Raw genomic sequence first — 18,621 nt, forward strand, 5'->3', positions numbered from 1 at the left:
TAAACCGCTGGCGCCGGTCGGCGGTTTTTCTTTCTCCCCTCTGGCAGTGGCTGCCGGAGGGGTTCTCTATGGTAAAACGCGGAAAACAGTATGACTGTTCAGACTCAGGATACCGGGAAGGCGGTCTCTGCCGTCATCGCCCAGTCATGGCATCGCTGCAGCAAGTTTATGCAGCGTGAAACCTGGCAAACGCCGCACCAGGCCCAGGGCCTGACCTTCGACTCCATCTGTCGGCGTAAAACCGCGCTGCTGACCATCGGTCAGGCGGCGCTGGAGGACGCCTGGGAGTTTATGGACGGTCGCCCCTGCGCGCTGTTTATTCTTGATGAGACCGCCTGCATCCTGTGCCGCTGCGGCGAACCGCAAACGCTGGCGCAGCTGGCTGACCTGGGATTTCGCGACGGCAGCTACTGCGCGGAGAGCATTATCGGCACCTGCGCGCTGTCGCTGGCCGCGATGCAGGGGCAGCCGATCAACACCGCCGGCGATCGGCATTTTAAGCAGGCCCTGCAGCCATGGAGCTTTTGTTCGACGCCGGTGTTTGATAATCACGGGCGGCTATTCGGCTCCATCTCCCTCGGTTGCCTGGTGGAGAATCAATCCGGCGCCGACCTTTCCCTGACGCTGGCCATCGCCCGCGAGGTGGGCAATTCACTGCTCACCGACAGCCTGCTGGCGGAATCCAACCGCCACCTCAATCAGATGTACGGCCTGCTGGAGAGCATGGACGATGGGGTGATGGCGTGGAACGAACAGGGCGTACTACAGTTTCTCAATGTTCAGGCGGCGAGACTGCTGCATCTTGATGCCCAGGCCAGCCAGGGGAAAAATATCGCCGATCTGGTGACCCTCCCGGCGCTGCTGCGCCGCGCCATCAAACACGCCCGCGGCCTGAATCACGTCGAAGTCACCTTTGAAAGTCAGCATCAGTTTGTCGACGCGGTGATCACCTTAAAACCGATTGTCGAGGCGCAAGGCAACAGCTTTATCCTGCTCCTGCACCCGGTGGAGCAGATGCGGCAGCTGATGACCAGCCAGCTCGGTAAAGTCAGCCACACCTTTGAGCAGATGTCTGCTGACGATCCGGAAACCCGGCGCCTGATCCACTTTGGCCGCCAGGCGGCGCGCGGCGGCTTCCCGGTGCTGCTGTGCGGCGAAGAGGGGGTCGGGAAAGAGCTGCTGAGCCAGGCCATCCACAATGAAAGCGAGCGGGCTGGCGGCCCCTACATCGCCGTCAACTGCCAGCTGTATGCCGACAGCGTGTTGGGCCAGGACTTTATGGGCAGCGCCCCCACTGATGATGAGAATGGCCGCCTGAGCCGGCTTGAGCTGGCCAACGGCGGCACCCTGTTTCTGGAAAAGATTGAGTATCTGGCGCCGGAGCTGCAGTCGGCTCTGCTGCAGGTCATTAAGCAGGGAGTGCTCACCCGCCTTGACGCCCGGCGCCTGATCCCGGTGGATGTGAAGGTGATCGCCACCACCACCGTCGATCTGGCCAACCTGGTGGAGCAGAACCGCTTTAGCCGCCAGCTGTACTATGCGCTGCACTCGTTCGAGATCGTCATCCCGCCGCTGCGCGCCCGACGCAACAGTATTCCGTCGCTGGTGCATAACCGCCTGAAAAGCCTGGAGAAGCGTTTCTCTTCGCGACTGAAAGTGGACGATGACGCGCTGGCGCAGCTGGTGGCCTACTCGTGGCCGGGGAATGATTTTGAGCTCAACAGCGTCATTGAGAATATCGCCATCAGCAGCGACAACGGCCACATTCGCCTGAGTAATCTGCCGGAATATCTCTTTTCCGAGCGGCCGGGCGGGGATAGCACGTCATCGCTGCTGCCGGCCAGCCTGACCTTTAGCGCCATCGAAAAGGAAGCTATTATTCACGCCGCCCGGGTGACCAGCGGGCGGGTGCAGGAGATGTCGCAGCTGCTCAATATCGGCCGCACCACCCTGTGGCGCAAAATGAAGCAGTACGATATTGACGCCAGCCAGTTCAAGCGCAAGCATCAGGCCTAGTCTCCTCGATACGCGCCATGGAGAACAGGGCATCCGACAGGCGATTGCTGTAGCGTTTGAGCGCGTCGCGCAGCGGATGCACGCGGTCCATGGCCGTCAGCAGGCGTTCGAGCCGACGGGACTGGGTGCGCGCCACGTGCAGCTGGGCAGAGGCGAGATTCTTCCCCGGGATCACGAACTGTTTTAACGGGCCGCTCTCGGCCATATTGCGGTCGATAAGCCGCTCCAGGGCTGTGATCTCCTCTTCGCCGATCGTCTGGCTCAGGCGGGTCAGGCCCCGCGCATCGCTGGCCAGTTCAGCCCCCAGCACAAACAGCGTCTGCTGAATATGGTGCAGGCTTTCCCGCAGCCCGGCGTCGCGGGTCGTGGCGTAGCAGACGCCCAGCTGGGATATCAGTTCATCGACGGTGCCGTAGGCCTCGACGCGAATATGGTCTTTCTCGATGCGGCTGCCGCCGTACAGGGCGGTGGTGCCTTTATCCCCGGTGCGGGTATAGATACGGTACATTCAGTTTCTCTCACTTAACGGCAGGACTTTAACCAGCTGCCCGGCGTTGGCGCCGAGCGTACGCAGATGATCGTCGCTATCGGTGACGTGTCCGGTAGCCAGCGGCGCGTCCGCCGGCAGCTGGGCATGAGTGAGGGCTATCTCGCCGGACGCGCTGAGCCCGATACCCACCCGCAGGGGCGAGCTTCTGGCCGCCAGGGCGCCCAGCGCAGTGGCGTCACCGCCTCCGTCATAGGTTATGGTCTGGCAGGGGACCCCCTGCTCCTCCAGCCCCCAGCACAGCTCATTGATGGCGCCGGCATGGTGCCCGCGCGGATCGTAAAACAGGCGTACGCCTGGCGGTGAAAGCGACATGACGGCCCCCTCGTTAACACTCAGAATGCCAGGCGGAAAATCGCGGCAATCTCCTGCTCGTTGCCTTTACGCGGGTTCGAGAACGCATTGCCGTCTTTCAGAGCCATCTCCGCCATGTAGGGGAAGTCGGCCTCTTTTACTCCCAGATCGCGCAGATGCTGCGGAATACCGATATCCATCGACAAACGCGTGATAGCGGCGATGGCTTTTTCCGCCGCGTCGAGGGTGGACAGTCCGGTGATATTTTCGCCCATCAGTTCAGCGATATCGGCGAATTTCTCCGGATTGGCGATCAGGTTGTAGCGGGCCACATGCGGCAGCAGGACAGCGTTGGCCACGCCGTGCGGCATGTCGTACAGGCCGCCCAGCTGGTGCGCCATGGCGTGCACGTAGCCGAGGTTGGCGTTATTGAAAGCCATCCCGGCCAGCAGAGAGGCATAGGCCATGTTTTCCCGCGCCTGCAGATTGCTGCCGAGGGCCACGGCCTGGCGCAGGTTGCGGGCGATGAGGCGGATCGCCTGCATGGCGGCGGCGTCCGTCACCGGGTTAGCGTCTTTGGAGATATAGGCCTCTACGGCGTGGGTCAGGGCATCCATCCCGGTCGCCGCGGTCAGGGCGGCCGGTTTACCGATCATCAGCAGCGGATCGTTGATGGAGACCGATGGCAGGTTGCGCCAACTGACGATCACAAACTTCACTTTGGTTTGGGTGTTGGTCAGGACGCAGTGGCGGGTGACCTCGCTGGCGGTGCCGGCAGTGGTGTTGACCGCGACGATAGGCGGCAGCGGGTTGGTCAGGGTCTCGATTCCCGCATACTGGTACAGATCGCCCTCATGGGTGGCGGCGATGCCGATGCCTTTACCGCAGTCGTGCGGGCTGCCGCCGCCCACGGTGACGATGATGTCGCACTGTTCGCGGCGAAACACGGCGAGGCCGTCACGCACGTTGGTGTCTTTCGGGTTCGGCTCGACGCCGTCAAAGATCGCCACCTCGATCCCGGCCTCCCGCAGATAATGCAGGGTTTTGTCCACCGCGCCATCTTTAATTGCCCGCAGGCCTTTGTCGGTGACCAGCAGGGCTTTTTTCCCCCCCAGCAGCTGGCAGCGTTCGCCGACTACGGAAATGGCGTTGGGGCCAAAAAAGTTAACGTTTGGCACCAGATAATCAAACATACGATAGCTCATAATATACCTTCTCGCTTCAGGTTATAATGCGGAAAAACAATCCAGGGCGCACTGGGCTAATAATTTATCCTGCTCGACCGTACCTCCGCTAACGCCGACGGCGCCAATTACCTGCTCATTAAAAATAACTGGCAGGCCGCCGCCAAAAATAATAATTCGCTGTTGGTTGGTTAGCTGAAGACCATACAGAGATTGTCCTGGCTGGACCGCTGACGTAATTTCATGGGTACCTTGCTTCAGGCTGCAGGCGCTCCAGGCTTTATTCAGGGAAATATCGCAGCTGGAGACGAAGGCCTCGTCCATCCGCTGGATAAGCAGCGTGTTGCCTCCGCGGTCAACCACGGAAAACACCACCGCCACCTTGATCTCAGTGGCTTTTTTTTCCACCGCCGCCGCCATTTGCTGGGCGGCGGCCAGGGTGATTGTCTGAACTTGTTGGCTCTTGTTCATCATTCTCTCCCGCACCAGGATAACGCTGGCGCGAATAGTCAGTAGGGGGTGATAGTAAAAAACCATTACCATTCGGTTGGCTTGCTTTATTTTTGTCAGCGTTATTTTGTCGCCCGCCATGATTTAGTCAATAGGGTTAAAATAGCGTCGGCAAAACGTAATTAAGGGCGTTTTTTATTAATTGATTTACATCATTGCGGGCGATCACATTTTTTATTTTTGCCGCCGGAGTAAAGTTTCATAGTGAAACTGTCGGTAGATTTCGTGTGCCAAATTGAAACGAAATTAAATTTATTTTTTTCACCACTGGCTCATTTAAAGTTCCGCTATTGCCGGTAATGGCCGGGCGGCAACGACGCTGGCCCGGCGTATTCGCTACCGTCTGCGGATTTCACCTTTTGAGCCGATGAACAATGAAAAGATCAAAACGATTTGCAGTACTGGCCCAGCGCCCCGTCAATCAGGACGGGCTGATTGGCGAGTGGCCTGAAGAGGGGCTGATCGCCATGGACAGCCCCTTTGACCCTGTCTCTTCAGTAAAAGTGGACAACGGTCTGATCGTCGAACTGGACGGCAAACGCCGGGACCAGTTTGACATGATCGACCGGTTTATCGCCGATTACGCGATCAACGTTGAGCGCACAGAGCAGGCAATGCGCCTGGAGGCGGTGGAAATAGCCCGCATGCTGGTGGATATTCACGTCAGCCGGGAGGAGATCATTGCCATCACTACCGCCATCACGCCGGCCAAAGCGGTCGAGGTGATGGCGCAGATGAACGTGGTGGAGATGATGATGGCGCTGCAGAAGATGCGTGCCCGCCGGACCCCCTCCAACCAGTGCCACGTCACCAATCTCAAAGATAATCCGGTGCAGATTGCCGCTGACGCCGCCGAGGCCGGGATCCGCGGCTTCTCAGAACAGGAGACCACGGTCGGTATCGCGCGCTACGCGCCGTTTAACGCCCTGGCGCTGTTGGTCGGTTCGCAGTGCGGCCGCCCCGGCGTGTTGACGCAGTGCTCGGTGGAAGAGGCCACCGAGCTGGAGCTGGGCATGCGTGGCTTAACCAGCTACGCCGAGACGGTGTCGGTCTACGGCACCGAGGCGGTATTTACCGACGGCGATGATACGCCGTGGTCAAAGGCGTTCCTCGCCTCGGCCTACGCCTCCCGCGGGTTGAAAATGCGCTACACCTCCGGCACCGGATCCGAAGCGCTGATGGGCTATTCGGAGAGCAAGTCGATGCTCTACCTCGAATCGCGCTGCATCTTCATTACCAAAGGCGCCGGGGTTCAGGGACTGCAAAACGGCGCGGTGAGCTGTATCGGCATGACCGGTGCTGTGCCGTCGGGCATTCGGGCGGTGCTGGCGGAAAACCTGATTGCCTCTATGCTCGACCTCGAAGTGGCGTCCGCCAACGACCAGACTTTCTCCCACTCGGATATTCGCCGCACCGCGCGCACCCTGATGCAGATGTTGCCGGGCACCGACTTTATTTTCTCCGGCTACAGCGCGGTGCCGAACTACGACAACATGTTCGCCGGCTCGAACTTCGATGCGGAAGATTTTGATGATTACAACATCCTGCAGCGTGACCTGATGGTTGACGGCGGCCTGCGTCCGGTGACCGAGGCGGAAACCATTGCCATTCGCCAGAAAGCGGCGCGGGCGATCCAGGCGGTTTTCCGCGAGCTGGGGCTGCCGCCGATCGCCGACGAGGAGGTGGAGGCCGCCACCTACGCGCACGGCAGCAACGAGATGCCGCCGCGTAACGTGGTGGAGGATCTGAGCGCGGTGGAAGAGATGATGAAGCGCAACATCACCGGCCTCGATATTGTCGGCGCGCTGAGCCGCAGCGGCTTTGAGGATATCGCCAGCAATATTCTCAATATGCTGCGCCAGCGGGTCACCGGCGATTACCTGCAGACCTCGGCCATTCTCGATCGGCAATTCGAGGTGGTGAGCGCGGTCAACGACATCAATGACTATCAGGGGCCGGGCACCGGCTATCGCATCTCTGCCGAACGCTGGGCGGAGATCAAAAATATTCCGGGCGTGGTTCAGCCTGACACCATTGAATAAGGCGGTATTCCTGTGCAACAGACAACCCAAATTCAGCCCTCTTTTACCCTGAAAACCCGCGAGGGCGGGGTGGCTTCTGCCGATGAACGTGCCGATGAAGTGGTGATCGGCGTCGGCCCTGCCTTCGATAAACACCAGCATCACACGCTGATCGATATGCCCCATGGCGCGATCCTCAAAGAGCTGATTGCCGGGGTGGAAGAAGAGGGGCTTCACGCCCGGGTGGTGCGCATTCTGCGCACGTCCGACGTCTCCTTTATGGCCTGGGATGCGGCCAACCTGAGCGGCTCGGGGATCGGCATCGGTATCCAGTCGAAGGGGACCACGGTCATCCATCAGCGCGATCTGCTGCCGCTCAGCAACCTGGAGCTGTTCTCCCAGGCGCCGCTGCTGAGGCTGGAGACCTACCGGCAGATTGGCAAAAACGCCGCGCGCTATGCGCGCAAAGAGTCACCTTCGCCGGTGCCGGTGGTGAACGATCAGATGGTGCGGCCGAAATTTATGGCCAAAGCCGCGCTATTTCATATCAAAGAGACCAAACATGTGGTGCAGGACGCCGAGCCCGTCACCCTGCACGTCGACTTAGTAAGGGAGTGACCATGAGCGAGAAAACCATGCGCGTGCAGGATTATCCGTTAGCCACCCGCTGCCCGGAGCATATCCTGACGCCTACCGGCAAACCATTGACCGATATTACCCTCGAGAAGGTGCTCTCTGGCGAGGTGGGCCCGCAGGATGTGCGGATCTCCCGCCAGACCCTTGAGTACCAGGCGCAGATTGCCGAGCAGATGCAGCGCCATGCGGTGGCGCGCAATTTTCGCCGCGCGGCGGAGCTTATCGCCATTCCTGACGAGCGCATTCTGGCTATCTATAACGCGCTGCGCCCGTTCCGCTCCTCGCAGGCGGAGCTGCTGGCGATCGCCGACGAGCTGGAGCACACCTGGCATGCGACAGTGAATGCCGCCTTTGTCCGGGAGTCGGCGGAAGTGTATCAGCAGCGGCATAAGCTGCGTAAAGGAAGCTAAGCGGAGGTCAGCATGCCGTTAATAGCCGGGATTGATATCGGCAACGCCACCACTGAGGTGGCGCTGGCGTCCGACGACCCGCAGGCGAGGGCGTTTGTTGCCAGCGGGATCGTCGCGACGACGGGCATGAAAGGGACGCGGGACAATATCGCCGGGACCCTCGCCGCGCTGGAGCAGGCCCTGGCGAAAACACCGTGGTCGATGAGCGATGTCTCTCGCATCTATCTTAACGAAGCCGCGCCGGTGATTGGCGATGTGGCGATGGAAACCATCACCGAGACCATTATCACCGAATCGACCATGATCGGTCATAACCCGCAGACTCCGGGCGGGGTGGGCGTTGGCGTGGGGACGACTATCGCCCTCGGGCGGCTGGCGACGCTGCCGGCGGCGCAGTATGCCGAGGGGTGGATCGTACTGATTGACGACGCCGTCGATTTCCTTGACGCCGTGTGGTGGCTCAATGAGGCGCTCGACCGGGGGATCAACGTGGTGGCGGCGATCCTCAAAAAGGACGACGGCGTGCTGGTGAACAACCGCCTACGTAAAACCCTGCCGGTGGTGGATGAAGTGACGCTGCTGGAGCAGGTCCCCGAGGGGGTGATGGCGGCGGTGGAAGTGGCTGCGCCGGGCCAGGTGGTGCGGATCCTGTCGAATCCCTACGGGATCGCCACCTTCTTCGGGCTAAGCCCGGAAGAGACCCAGGCCATCGTCCCCATCGCCCGCGCCCTGATTGGCAACCGTTCAGCGGTGGTGCTCAAGACCCCGCAGGGGGACGTACAGTCGCGGGTGATCCCGGCGGGCAACCTCTACATTAGCGGCGAAAAGCGCCGCGGAGAGGCCGATGTCGCCGAGGGCGCGGAAGCCATCATGCAGGCGATGAGCGCCTGCGCTCCGGTACGCGATATCCGCGGCGAACCGGGCACCCACGCCGGCGGCATGCTTGAGCGGGTGCGCAAGGTAATGGCGTCCCTGACCGGCCATGAGATGAGCGCGATATATATCCAGGATCTGCTGGCAGTGGATACGTTTATTCCGCGCAAGGTGCAGGGCGGGATGGCCGGCGAGTGCGCCATGGAGAATGCCGTCGGGATGGCGGCGATGGTGAAAGCGGATCGCCTGCAAATGCAGGTTATCGCCCGCGAACTGAGCGCCCGACTGCAGACCGAGGTGGTGGTGGGCGGCGTGGAGGCCAACATGGCCATCGCCGGGGCGTTAACCACTCCCGGCTGTGCGGCGCCGCTGGCGATCCTCGACCTCGGTGCCGGCTCGACGGATGCGGCGATCGTCAACGCGGAGGGGCAGATAACGGCGGTCCATCTCGCCGGGGCGGGGAATATGGTCAGCCTGTTGATTAAAACCGAGTTAGGCCTCGAGGATCTTTCGCTGGCGGAAGCGATTAAAAAATACCCGCTGGCCAAAGTGGAAAGCCTGTTCAGTATTCGTCATGAGAATGGCGCGGTGGAGTTCTTTCGGGAAGCCCTCAGCCCGGCGGTGTTCGCCAAAGTGGTGTACATCAGGGAGGGCGAACTGGTGCCGATCGATAACGCCAGCCCGCTGGAAAAAATTCGTCTCGTGCGCCGGCAGGCGAAAGAGAAAGTGTTTGTCACCAACTGCCTGCGCGCGCTGCGCCAGGTCTCACCCGGCGGTTCCATTCGCGATATCGCCTTTGTGGTGCTGGTGGGCGGCTCATCGCTGGACTTTGAGATCCCGCAGCTTATCACGGAAGCCTTGTCGCACTATGGCGTGGTCGCCGGGCAGGGCAATATTCGGGGAACAGAAGGGCCGCGCAATGCGGTCGCCACCGGGCTGGTACTGGCCGGTCAGGCGAATTAAACGGGCGCTCGCGCCAGCCTCTCTCTTTAACGTGCTATTTCAGGATGCCGATAATGAACCAGACTTCTACCTTAACCGGGCAGTGCGTGGCCGAGTTTCTTGGCACCGGATTGCTCATTTTCTTCGGCGCGGGCTGCGTCGCTGCGCTGCGGGTCGCCGGGGCCAGCTTTGGTCAGTGGGAGATCAGTATTATCTGGGGCCTTGGCGTCGCCATGGCCATCTACCTGACGGCCGGTGTCTCCGGCGCGCACCTTAATCCGGCGGTGACCATTGCCCTGTGGCTGTTCGCCTGTTTTGAACGCCGCAAGGTGCTGCCGTTTATTGTTGCCCAGACGGCCGGGGCCTTCTGCGCCGCCGCGCTGGTGTATGGGCTCTATCGCCAGCTGTTTCTCGATCTTGAACAGAGTCAGCATATCGTGCGCGGCACTGCCGCCAGCCTTAACCTGGCCGGGGTCTTTTCCACGTACCCGCATTCACATATCACTTTTATACAGGCGTTTGCCGTGGAGACCACCATCACGGCAATCCTGATGGCGATGATCATGGCCCTGACCGACGACGGCAACGGAATTCCGCGCGGGCCGCTGGCGCCGTTGCTGATTGGCTTGCTGATCGCCGTGATCGGCGCGTCGATGGGGCCGCTAACCGGCTTTGCACTGAATCCGGCGCGCGACTTCGGCCCAAAACTGTTTACCAGTCTGGCCGGCTGGGGCGCGATCGCCTTTACCGGCGGGCAGTCGATACCCTACTTTTGGGTGCCGCTGCTGGCGCCGGTGGTGGGGGCGATTATCGGGGCGTTTTTGTATCGCAAGCTTATCGGCCGCCATCTGCCGTGCGAATGCGGTATCGATGAGTAAAGCGGGACCCGCCGCAGCGCGGCGGGTTTCCCCGGCCTGATGCCGGGGAGCAGGGTTATTTTTTGATGACCGCGCTGAGATCGCCGAGTTTAGCGGCGGGGTTCTTGTGGCACTCCTGCAGCATTTTCGGTACCGAGACGGTTTCGACTTCATGCCAGTCGACATAGTCGCCGCCGCTGAAGTCGGTGTTGCGATTCACGACCCAGAAGGCCACGGGGGTCATGCTTTTCGGGTTCATATCCATAAACTCCTGACAGGTCATATTCTGCGGTGTGGTTTCCTGAACCGCGAACGCCGGGCTGGTCATCAGACAGAATGTGGTGGCCGCCGCGGTCAACACGAGTGCTTTAGGTAAATTCATTTTCTTCTCCAGTGATAAAATACGGCTTAAGCCTGGGCGTGCTTCATCTTATTGCGCAGGACCAGAAAGCCGATGGCGCTAAATATCATTTCAACGCCGATAAATGCGGTGATAAATAACCAGCTTTGCTGCGGATTCATGGCCAGCCACAGACAGGCGATAAGTAAATCCAGCAGGCCAATAAAAATATTCCAGCCAGCGCCGCTTTGTTTTCGGGTTTGACATCCGCTGACGATGCGGGAAATACCGCCGAGAACAAATAAAAAGCCAAATAAAATGGCCAGACTGCTCATACCGTTGAGGGGATTGACGACAAAGCTCAGGCCGAGCACGATCCAGGCGATGGCGAAGATCAGCGCCACCAGGCGTGATTTCCAGTGCTGCTGGCGGAAGACAATCAAGCTGTACAGTGAATAGAAGCCACAGATCATCAACAACATGCCGGTTACCACGGCGAGATACCAACCGGCGACCAACGGCCAGGCCAGGCAACAGGCCCCGCAGATAAACAGCAGGGCGGCCATCATGCCGGCATGCCGTTTATATCGTAAGAAGATGCGTGGACTAAACGCATTTAAAGTGTAATGGCTAAACATAAACATAATTGCTCCGCAGATCCCGGTAGGCGGCCTGGCGCTGAAATAAACGTATGGTTTATTCCGCGGGCCAAAAAAAATGTCTGAGAAAAATAGTAGGCCGCGGTATCGCCAGGCGTAAATAAGAGCGCCGAGGTCACTTTATACGCCTGGTCTGACAGCTGTCAGACCAGGCCCGCAATATCGCTTCCGGGCTCTGATTCTCAATAACCACGATATTTTTTAAGCTGGCTGCGTTTGGTGATGCTTACCGATTTTAATCAGGAGTTAACAATGAAAAAAGTCATTCTGGCTAGCCTGCTGGCAACCATGATGGGTACCTCTCCGGTGTGGGCGGCAGACAGCGCGACGGCAGCGCCAACCGCGGCAGCCACGGCGCAGGTACAGAAAGAAGCTGCCGATGTGCTGCAGGTGGCGGTGCAGGGCGCGAACGCGATGCGCGACGTCCAGTTCGCCCGTCTGGCGCTGTTCCACGGCCAGCCGGAGAGCGCCAAAAAACTGACAGACGACGCCGCCGCGCTGCTGGCCGCCGATGACGCCAGCTGGGCGAAGTTCGTGAAAACTGACGCCACAGCAAAAATGATCGCCGATCGCTATGTGGTGATCAACGCGACCGTCGCCCTGTCTGAAGACTACGTGGCCACACCGGAAAAAGAGAGTGCCATTAAATCTGCCAACGAAAAGCTGGCGAAAGGTGACCAGAAAGGGGCTATCGATACCCTGCGTCTGGCCGGCATCGGCGTGATCGAGAACCAGTATCTGATGCCGCTCAACCAGACCCGTAAAGCGGTGGCGCAGGCGCAAAAACTGCTGAAAGCCGGGAAGTATTACGAAGCGAATCTGGTGCTGAAGGGCGCTGAAGAGGGCATTGTGGTGGATAGCGAGATGCTGGTGGCAGGCAACTGATCCTCGTTCCATCCTGATAGAGCGCAGAGGAAGAAACTGACATGGATGTCCCCTTAACGCTCGGGCAGGCGGACTGCCCGAGCGGAACGGCTAGCGGCCGATCAGGGCGTTGATTTCGCCGTCGATCTCGCGCATGACGCCGGTGATGTGCTGTACCACCTCCAGACAGCTTGCCGGCGTCAGCGAATCAGGTCGCTTAGCCTCAAAAGGGGCGCACAATTGTTGTAGCGCAGTAATCCCCAGAATTTGTGCTGAACCGTGCAGACGGTGCAGCGCTCGCAGAAAGGTCTGCGGTTCATGCCGGACGATAGCCTGTCCGGCGGCCTGCAAATCTGTGGCCGACGCATCGCGGAACGTCTCCAGTATTTCAGTCATCAGCGCCTGGTCTCCCCCCGTATTTTCGGTCAGCACGTTGAGCTTCAGGTGCTGGGTGACGTTAGGTGATGCGCGGCCCTCCGCTAAACGGCTGAGCTCATGGCTCAGCGTCTGAACCGACACCGGCTTAAACAGACACATATTCATGCCGCTGGCCAGACACGCCTCCCGTGACTGCGGCAGCGCGCTGGCGGTCACGCCCCAAATGACCAGGCCCGGATAGCGACGGCGTAACGAGGCTGCCAGCGCCAGACCATCTTTCCTGGGCATATTGAGGTCCGTGATCAGCAGATCGTAATGTTTGCTGGCGAGCTTATTCTCCGCCTCTTCACCGTCGCAGGCTTCATCGACGCTATAGCCGATGGTGCTGAGCTGGCGTTTAAGCAGCAGCCGGTTGGTGGGGTGGTCGTCCGCTATCAATATCGCCAGCCCGGGCAGGGCCTGCGGCCTGGTGGGCAATGCCTGCGGCGCATGAAGCGCGCAGTGACTCGCCTTGACCGGCAGGGTGATGGTGAAAGTTGTCCCCACCCCCGGGTGACTGACCATCTCCAGTCGACCCTGCATCAGCGCAACCAGCTCTTTGCAAATGACCAGCCCCAGTCCGGAGCCGGTCTGCTGGCGCCCCTGGCGCGCCTGAGCATAGCGGTGGAAGAGGGTGGCCTGCTCTGCTTCACTGATCCCGCAGCCGCTGTCGCTGACGGTGAGGGTCAGCTCCCCCTGCGTCTCATCCGCCTGCACCAGCCGGCAACTGACCTGAATCGCACCCTCGGCGGTAAACTTCAGCGCATTGCCGATGAGATTATTGAGGATTTGCCGTAGCGCCTGCGGGTCGAGCCACAGCATGATCCCTTCCTGCAGCGCGTTATGGTGGTGCAGAACGATGCCCTTTTGCTGCGCCAGCGCGTCGAAGGTGTGGCATTGCTGCGACACTAACTGTGCGACATCGCTCCACTGCGGGGTGATCTGGTATTTTCCCGACTCAATCTTGTCGATATCGAGAATATTACCGATAAGTCCCAGCAGGGTTTGCGCCGTCGACCCCGCCAGCTCGATCGCCTCTTTACGCTGGCCGACGTTCAGCTCCGGTTTCGCCAGCAGCTCCAGAAAGCCGACGATGGCGCTCACCGGCGTGCGCAGCTCGTGGCTCATGCTGGCCAGAAAGCGACTCTTCGCTTTTGTCGCCTGAACGGCTTTATCTTTCTCGTGCTCCAGCGCACAGGAGAGCGCCTCCTTCTGCGCCAGCTCGTCTTCCAGCCGCTGTTGGGAGTCTTTGCGTTTGCGTACTTCCCGGCACAGGGAGAGTCCCCAGCCGAGGCTGATGGCGATCAGCACCAGCGCAAAGGCGATCAGCTGGTAAAACTGGCGGCTGTACTGGCTCCAGTTCTCGATTTGCTGGCTGGATATTTTCGACCACTTCTCGGTCATCTGCAGAATATCCCGTGGTGGAATCGCCTGCAGCGCTTTGCCAAGAATGGCGGCCAGCACCGGTTCATCGCGCGGGATGGCCAGCCGAATGGCGGCGACCGGGAGTCCGTCGATGCGGGTGTAGTGCAGGCCCTGCGGATAGTAGTGATCGATCATATAGCGGGCGGAAAGCTCCGAGGCCACGGCGGCATCCACTTCGCCTTCTTCCACCATCTTCATGGCGATACCAACGTTATCTGTCTCCACCCAGTTGACCTGTGGAAAGCGCGTTTTCAGGTCGTGGGCGGCAATCGGCCCCACCGGCAGGGCGATCCGCGCCGATCGCGTCAGCAGATGCGGGTCGGGCGCGCTGCCGCGAGCAACCAGCACAAAGGCCACGTTAATGAGCGGATCGCTGAGGGTGACGTAGGCCTGCGGCTGCGAATTGAGGGCGGCGGCGGGCATGATCGCCCAGTCCTCTTTTTCCATGCGCTTTGCCAGATCGTGGCGATTGCGCACCAGGATGGGTTCAAACTGTAGTCCGGTCTGCAGTGAGAAAATATTCAGCATATCGGCCATGATGCCGCGCAGCTCATCTTCGTCATCCACCAGGGTAAACGGCGGAAAGTAGGGGTTGACCAGCAGGCGGACGCGACGATGCTTCTGCAGCCAGCGCTGCTCCTCGGCGCTAAAGGGGAGGGGGGTATTGAGAAACGACAGATCGCCGCGGTTGAGCCAGTTTTGCATGATCCGCATCGCGGTATCGCTGTCGATGGCATGAATGAAACGATCGAGGATCTGGTGTAACTCCGGCCGATCGTCGCGGGTGACGAAGCGGTTGTGTTGTTCCTGCTGACGAAAATAGTGCGCAATGACCAACGATTGCGAGAAATACTTCGAGATACAGTGGCCAGTGGTGATGTTGTTGCCAATGAAATACTGATTTTCACCGCTGACCACCGAGGCAAGCGCCTGATAGTCGCTATCGTAAAGGGTGATTTTGGCGTTGGGAAACGCCTGCTGAATAATATCGAAAAAGGCGCATTCGCGGGTGCAGGCCAGCGTAACGCGGCGGTCAGAGGTCAGCGGCGGCAGGGGGGATTTCAGCGAGGTCACCAGCGCCGGCCAGGTTTTAAGCAGCGGCGCGGATTGATCCAGGCCTGCGGCGAGCGCATCCCGGTGAGCTACCTGAGTGAGCAGGGTATCGACCTGCCGGTCGTCCAGGGCGGCCAGCGCCTGCTGCTCGGTGTCATACTGGCGGATAATCACCTTCAGTCCGAGGCTGTGCTTCATCAGTGCCAGATAGTCGGCGTTGATGCCCTGATAACTTTTCTCGTCGCCGTCATAGACGATGGGCGTCATCTCGGGAAGCCAGGTGCCGATGGTCAGTGTCGGTTGCCCGGCCAGCCAGGCTTTCTCCTTAACGCTAAGCGGAATATCGATCGCCGCGATATGAGAATGGCTCTTCAGCTCCAGCTGTTTCATGGCAAACACCGCGGGGGAGAGGCTCAGCATCAGCCCGACAACGACGGATAAAATAAGACGAACCACCATGCCATCACCCTATTTTATTGCGTTGCGCAAAGTCATAAAGCTCAAGCAGGGAGCCGCAGCCTAATTTATCCATCAGACGGACCTTATAGGTACTTACCGTTTTATTGCTGATATTCATTTTGCTGCCGATGGTGGTGTAGTCGACGCCACAGAGGATATAGCGGAAAACCTTCATCTCCTGCGTTGACAGCGTATCCAGCCGGTCCTGATCGGTGATGCCGTGGGTGCAGAAGCGCTCCAGTGAAAAAGGGAAATAGCTGTAGCCATTATTGGCCGCGTCGATCGCGGCGAGGATATTATTCATTCCCTCTTTTTTACTCACAAAACCATTGGCCCCGCAGTCGGCGCTGCGTTTGCCATAGAACCGTTCATTCTTCGCGGAAATGACGATAATTTTTCCCCGGTAGCGGCGTTTGCGCAGCTGCTCCAGAACGTCGATGCCGCTGAGCTCCGGAATATCGACATCGACAATCAGCAGGTCAGGCTGCATGCTTTCTGCGGTCTGCACCGCATGGGCGCCGCTGTCGAGTTCTGCCGCGACGGTAATGCCGTTGGTATCGAGAAGGTTGCGAATGGCGATACGTGCCAATGGATGATCGTCAATGATTATCGCATTCATGGGGGCGTAAATCCTGATATGAAAAAAGAAGGGCGATGCCTGGTGCAGGTGCGGCGGGGATTATTTTTATCGGTGCCGGAATAAGGCGCAATTGTAACACAAATCGTTTTCGGCCGGGAAAATATTGTGGATGAGTGCTTGTTGAATATATTTGCATATCTGGATGACAGCTGTAGGAACAGGCGTTCACTGACTTCAGCGCTGTCTGCTGTTAAAAAAAATGCAAACGATTAATCTGCTCTTTTTAAGGTGAGTAGCCCGGAATTCCCTCCGGCAACAGCTGGCAGGTAAATAATAACAATGGCAAAAGAAAAGCGCGCCCTCTGGCGAAAATGGGGTTGGAAACGTCTGATGGCAGGAATAATCATTCTGGCAATAAGTAGCGTCGCGGCGGGAAAGAATATCGCACCCGATGAGGTACGGACTCGCGATATGATGCGCTGTCAGGATTATCTGCAACTGGACCCGCGCACCTGGACGCCGATGGTGATCTGGTTGATGAACGATCCTTTTTCTCTGCAGCCGCCGGAGTGGACCGACTTTCATGAAGCTGAACTGGTGCTGACGCCGATCCTCACCGAAATCTGCCGCCAGGAGCCAGATGCCTGGCTGACTTCGCTGCGTGAACGGCTCAATTCTTATCAGCAGGTGCGGTCGCTGAATTAAGCGACCGCGGTAAAGCGGCAGGAAAAGTGACTAAGTGTGCAGTCAGCGGCCTTCTCCTGCGCAAAGGCTCAGCAGCGGCCCGCTTTTTTCGACAGGGCGTCGCAGGTTTTGCTCGCTGGCGTCGGGTTGCTGCCGGCACAGATGGCATCCGAGACGGTACTGCCGCCGCCCAGTGGGATCAGCCCGTAAAGTTTCGGCTCGGCGGCTTTTGTCACATAGCATCGATGGCTGGTTTTGCCGATGGTGGCCACAAAATTGGTTTTCACATCCTGCTGCTTCGCATCGGAAATTGTCACCTGTGAAGCATCGACATTAAAAGCAAAGGCGGCGGCCTCTTTCATTTCACTTTCCGTCGCCATTGGCGGTTTAGCTACGCAACCCATTAATAACAGTGCCAGACAGGTACTGATTGATATATCCCGTATTTTCATCATTTCATCCTTTTTGTGAGTCAACGGGTTATATATAAGAGGGGCGAGAGGGGAGTATTGATTTCGATCAGCTGGTGCAGGCTATGGTTATTTTTCAGATATTGACCTGAATTTTAACGAGCCTGGTTGCTGCCGCTGCTGCCGTTTGCTCTCCTGCGTGCCGGCTACCTTCTTTTGCATTCATTTCCCGGCGGCAGAAAAATCTAGTTTTAGCCCAACGCCGACCTCGTTGATTTTGATAAAACGCGCCAGGCTAATCTTAGCCGCAAGATCGGTACAATGGCATGGATAGAGGGAATCTGGGGATAATGCTTTAAGATAATCCCCTGTCTGCGTGAGGCGATCTTCATCGGCATTTTGCAGATGGAATCCGCCAATGACCGACACAATGTGATTCTCTCCGGTAACCTGTTTGGCATATTCGATAATGTTAGCTATTCCCGCGTGAGAACAGCCTGTGACTACCACCAGTCCCTCTTCTGTCTTTATTGCCAACGCAGAATCATCCATAACGTAATCATTAGTGATTTCGCCGTTATCATCCACCGTTTGGCCTACCGGTGTCAGCATCTCGAATTTATTGTCCCTTGGTATTTGACCAAGAAAGATGATGTTTTCAGTGAGTGGATAAGGTTTTTTGCTGCAAATTTTATCGAAGAAGAGATCATTTTGATCGAATCTGTAGTTGATCCCTATAGATTTTGCATCAAAATACTTTGGGTTTAATGCATCTGGATGGCAAACTAAGTTTATCTTTCTCTCAGGCGTGAAATTTAGGCGATCATAATGTTGGGTTAAATGATTGAGGCCCCAGGTATGATCGTTATGCCCATGCGATAAAACGATACTATCGATGGTGGTTAAATCAATTTGCAACGTTTGCGCATTCTGCAAAAAAACATCCGAATATCCGGTATCGAAAAGGATTTTTTGTCCATCATGCTCAATCAGATAGGATACACCAGGCTCACCGACAAGATACCTGTCAATTAATGTATTATTATCAACCAGAACCGTTAATTGCATCAGCAAATCCTCGATGTTGCGCCAACAATATGAAAAGGAAACTCTTTCTATTATGGACCGGTGTTATGCCACATTCATTGCGGATAAGCAATTCACCAACATTTGGCTTGCACGTTAATGCTGGCTAGCCACCTGCAGGAAAAAGAATGGGCACAGCTAAAAAATTCGCAAAGCCTGCTTCTTGCTTGAGTTAGCTATTAATGCAGACGCGGCAACTATCGTGTCAATGGCAGCGGTGGCAGGGCAATCACTGTCTTTCATTCCTGACAACTTAACCTGTCTATGAGTATGCCGGTATTACGCCACGCCCTCGTGGTAGACCGAATGAACGCGACCGTCAGGTCGGGCCGTTCGACATCCACGATCCTGAGG

General features: G+C 58.0%; 18 protein-coding genes. 8 read left to right on the forward strand and 10 right to left on the reverse strand.

Annotated features, from left to right (window positions below):
• The first annotated feature begins 90 nt into the window (after positions 1-90).
• Positions 91-2,016 carry a dihydroxyacetone kinase operon transcriptional regulator DhaR gene (dhaR, locus tag SP68_RS03095; protein WP_032731286.1) on the forward strand — a complete coding sequence of 642 codons (1,926 nt, stop codon included), beginning with the start codon at positions 91-93 and terminating at the stop codon, positions 2,014-2,016.
• Here the strand turns inward: dhaR and SP68_RS03100 are convergent.
• From SP68_RS03100 to SP68_RS03115, 4 genes are read right to left on the reverse strand one after another with little or no spacing between them, the layout of a single operon-like run.
• On the reverse strand, positions 1,994-2,524 hold the full coding sequence (locus SP68_RS03100; RefSeq protein ID WP_032731285.1) for a cob(I)yrinic acid a,c-diamide adenosyltransferase: 531 nt from the start codon (positions 2,522-2,524) through the stop codon (positions 1,994-1,996). The genes dhaR and SP68_RS03100 overlap by 23 nt on opposite strands.
• Entirely contained in the window at positions 2,525-2,878 is a 354-nt protein-coding gene (locus SP68_RS03105; protein WP_032731284.1) for a glycerol dehydratase reactivase beta/small subunit family protein, read from the reverse strand.
• 20 nt (positions 2,879-2,898) lie between these two features.
• Positions 2,899-4,062: a 1,3-propanediol dehydrogenase gene (gene dhaT / locus SP68_RS03110; RefSeq protein ID WP_032731283.1), complete on the reverse strand. Its 1,164-nt coding sequence runs from the start codon at positions 4,060-4,062 to the stop codon at positions 2,899-2,901.
• A 21-nt stretch (positions 4,063-4,083) separates the two neighbouring features.
• Complete coding sequence (locus tag SP68_RS03115; RefSeq protein WP_022065621.1) at positions 4,084-4,512, reverse strand: GlcG/HbpS family heme-binding protein; 429 nt, start codon at positions 4,510-4,512, stop codon at positions 4,084-4,086.
• Between the two features lie 413 nt (positions 4,513-4,925).
• On the opposite strand from SP68_RS03115, the gene SP68_RS03120 reads away from it, so the two are divergent.
• Genes SP68_RS03120 through SP68_RS03140 form a run of 5 tightly spaced genes read left to right on the forward strand, consistent with a single transcriptional unit; the run spans position 4,926 to position 10,311 of the window.
• Entirely contained in the window at positions 4,926-6,593 is a 1,668-nt protein-coding gene (locus SP68_RS03120; protein ID WP_002917676.1) for a propanediol/glycerol family dehydratase large subunit, read from the forward strand.
• A gap of 12 nt (positions 6,594-6,605) precedes the next feature.
• The gene (locus tag SP68_RS03125) at positions 6,606-7,190 is read left to right on the forward strand and encodes a propanediol/glycerol family dehydratase medium subunit (RefSeq protein ID WP_032731281.1); all 585 of its coding nucleotides are present in this window, start codon (positions 6,606-6,608) and stop codon (positions 7,188-7,190) included.
• Between the two features lie 2 nt (positions 7,191-7,192).
• Positions 7,193-7,618 (forward strand): glycerol dehydratase small subunit DhaB3, encoded by a 426-nt coding sequence (locus tag SP68_RS03130; protein ID WP_002917670.1) that lies wholly within the window; start codon positions 7,193-7,195, stop codon positions 7,616-7,618.
• 12 nt (positions 7,619-7,630) lie between these two features.
• Positions 7,631-9,454 carry a diol dehydratase reactivase subunit alpha gene (locus tag SP68_RS03135; RefSeq protein WP_008806552.1) on the forward strand — a complete coding sequence of 608 codons (1,824 nt, stop codon included), beginning with the start codon at positions 7,631-7,633 and terminating at the stop codon, positions 9,452-9,454.
• A gap of 53 nt (positions 9,455-9,507) precedes the next feature.
• Entirely contained in the window at positions 9,508-10,311 is an 804-nt protein-coding gene (locus SP68_RS03140; protein WP_012540523.1) for an MIP/aquaporin family protein, read from the forward strand.
• 55 nt (positions 10,312-10,366) lie between these two features.
• On the opposite strand, the gene hdeB is transcribed toward SP68_RS03140, so the two are convergent.
• Both hdeB and SP68_RS03150 read right to left on the reverse strand, forming a co-directional pair.
• Positions 10,367-10,672: an acid-activated periplasmic chaperone HdeB gene (gene hdeB, locus SP68_RS03145; RefSeq protein WP_016161849.1), complete on the reverse strand. Its 306-nt coding sequence runs from the start codon at positions 10,670-10,672 to the stop codon at positions 10,367-10,369.
• 26 nt (positions 10,673-10,698) lie between these two features.
• Positions 10,699-11,274, reverse strand: a complete 576-nt coding sequence (locus SP68_RS03150) for an HdeD family acid-resistance protein (protein WP_012540525.1) — start codon at positions 11,272-11,274, stop codon at positions 10,699-10,701.
• 237 nt (positions 11,275-11,511) lie between these two features.
• Between SP68_RS03150 and SP68_RS03155 the strand changes: the two genes are divergently transcribed.
• Positions 11,512-12,174 carry a YfdX family protein gene (locus SP68_RS03155; RefSeq protein ID WP_162493302.1) on the forward strand — a complete coding sequence of 221 codons (663 nt, stop codon included), beginning with the start codon at positions 11,512-11,514 and terminating at the stop codon, positions 12,172-12,174.
• A gap of 90 nt (positions 12,175-12,264) precedes the next feature.
• Here SP68_RS03155 and SP68_RS03160 read toward each other — a convergent pair whose 3' ends face one another.
• Together SP68_RS03160 and evgA are read right to left on the reverse strand one after the other, a co-directional pair.
• Positions 12,265-15,507, reverse strand: a complete 3,243-nt coding sequence (locus SP68_RS03160; RefSeq protein ID WP_040968893.1) for an ATP-binding protein — start codon at positions 15,505-15,507, stop codon at positions 12,265-12,267.
• 4 nt (positions 15,508-15,511) lie between these two features.
• Positions 15,512-16,126 carry an acid-sensing system DNA-binding response regulator EvgA gene (gene evgA / locus SP68_RS03165; protein ID WP_040968892.1) on the reverse strand — a complete coding sequence of 205 codons (615 nt, stop codon included), beginning with the start codon at positions 16,124-16,126 and terminating at the stop codon, positions 15,512-15,514.
• Between the two features lie 300 nt (positions 16,127-16,426).
• Here evgA and SP68_RS03170 point away from each other — a divergent pair, with 300 nt between their 5' ends.
• Positions 16,427-16,792 carry an HdeA/HdeB family chaperone gene (locus SP68_RS03170; RefSeq protein ID WP_162494467.1) on the forward strand — a complete coding sequence of 122 codons (366 nt, stop codon included), beginning with the start codon at positions 16,427-16,429 and terminating at the stop codon, positions 16,790-16,792.
• Between the two features lie 68 nt (positions 16,793-16,860).
• Here SP68_RS03170 and SP68_RS03175 read toward each other — a convergent pair whose 3' ends face one another.
• Both SP68_RS03175 and SP68_RS03180 read right to left on the reverse strand, forming a co-directional pair.
• On the reverse strand, positions 16,861-17,133 hold the full coding sequence (locus tag SP68_RS03175; protein WP_032691249.1) for a hypothetical protein: 273 nt from the start codon (positions 17,131-17,133) through the stop codon (positions 16,861-16,863).
• A gap of 270 nt (positions 17,134-17,403) precedes the next feature.
• Positions 17,404-18,249 (reverse strand): MBL fold metallo-hydrolase, encoded by an 846-nt coding sequence (locus SP68_RS03180; RefSeq protein ID WP_077269385.1) that lies wholly within the window; start codon positions 18,247-18,249, stop codon positions 17,404-17,406.
• Positions 18,250-18,621: the final 372 nt, after the last annotated feature.

Origin of the sequence: Klebsiella variicola (assembly GCF_000828055.2) — a bacterium.
Taxonomy (GTDB): Bacteria; Pseudomonadota; Gammaproteobacteria; order Enterobacterales; family Enterobacteriaceae; genus Klebsiella; species Klebsiella variicola.